This is a genomic window from Arthrobacter sp. Y3223164 (genome assembly GCF_059091005.1).
In genome coordinates this window covers 1-1,129 of the sequence record NZ_JBNHGF010000615.1, presented here as the reverse complement: position 1 = coordinate 1,129, position 1,129 = coordinate 1, and the positions used below count along the sequence as shown (strand labels likewise).

2 protein-coding genes are annotated in these 1,129 nt (G+C 70.4%); both read right to left on the bottom strand.

Annotated features, from left to right (window positions below; all coding sequences use genetic code 11):
• Positions 1-572, bottom strand: a 572-nt coding sequence (locus AC5RUJ_RS16880) for a magnesium chelatase domain-containing protein (RefSeq protein WP_494156320.1), incomplete at its 3' end; no start/stop codon positions are given.
• On the bottom strand, positions 572-928 hold the full coding sequence (locus tag AC5RUJ_RS16875) for a YraN family protein (RefSeq protein ID WP_493999949.1): 357 nt from the start codon (positions 926-928) through the stop codon (positions 572-574). The genes AC5RUJ_RS16880 and AC5RUJ_RS16875, both read right to left, overlap by 1 nt.
• Positions 929-1,129: the final 201 nt, after the last annotated feature.

Here is a 1,129-nt window from a genome sequence, read left to right as displayed (position 1 = left end):
GGAGGTGCTGCGGCCGGGACGGACGGGGCCAGCCGCTCCGGCGGGGCGGGACTCAGGCGGTCCGCGTCGGCGCCGAAGGCCATCAAGACCTCAACCAGATTGCTGAAGCTGCGCACCCGGGCGCCGGGCACCAGCGCGGCCTCGGCCGCGTTGGCGTCGGCAACGACAACATGCGGATACCCTGCTTCGACGGCCGCCATCACCGCCGGCAGTACACCCCTGACCGGCCGGAGCCTCCCGTCGAGGCCCAGCTCTGCCAGGAAGATGTTGCGGCCGCTGGGCCGGACGTCCCCCGCCGCCTGGAGCGAGGCCATCAGGATGGCCAGGTCGAAGCCGGAGCCCTTCTTCGGCAGCGAAGCGGGGACAAGGTTGACTGTGATCTTCCGCCTGCTGAGCGGGACCCCGGCGTTCTTCGCCGCGGCCTTGATCCGTTCCTTGGCCTCGGTCAGGGCCGCGTCCGGCAGCCCCAGGAGAATAAAGGCCGGGAGGGTTTGGCCGATGTCCGCTTCCACCTCGACGATGTGCCCGTTCAGGCCCACCAGCGCCACCGAGAATGTCCGTCCGAGCCCCATCAGCCGACGCCCTTCAAGTACTCGATCACGGGCCAACGCCCCTGCCCGTAGAGCACCGCGACGGCGTCCACCCTCATCGCCGTCCCGGTCATGCCGTGGTCGCGCAGCCACTGGTGCCCCAGGATGTGGAGTCGGCGGACCTTGGCGTCGGTGATGGCTTCGAAGGGGTGGCCGTAGTCGGTGCTGCGCCGGGTCTTGACCTCGGAGACCACGATGGTCGCCCCGTCCACGGAGACGATGTCCAGTTCGCCGTCGGGGCTGCGCCAGTTTCGGTCGATGACACGCTGGCCGGCGCCGGAAAGGTAGGACGCGGCCATCTCCTCACCGCGTCGGCCCAGGTCGTCTTTCGCTCTCATGCCCTCCAGCGTGGCGGCGACATGGGAAGGCAGCTTCACGAAACCCCAGGATGTGGACAGCACACCCGGAGCGGCAACCTGTGCAGGGCAGGGCGGCGCTGCGGCCGTGGACTCCGCCATGCCCGCCTTCGACACACGGTTACGTGCGGCAGTGGCGGGCGGCAGTCGCGGGCGGCGGCCACCGGCGGCGGACACGCCAGG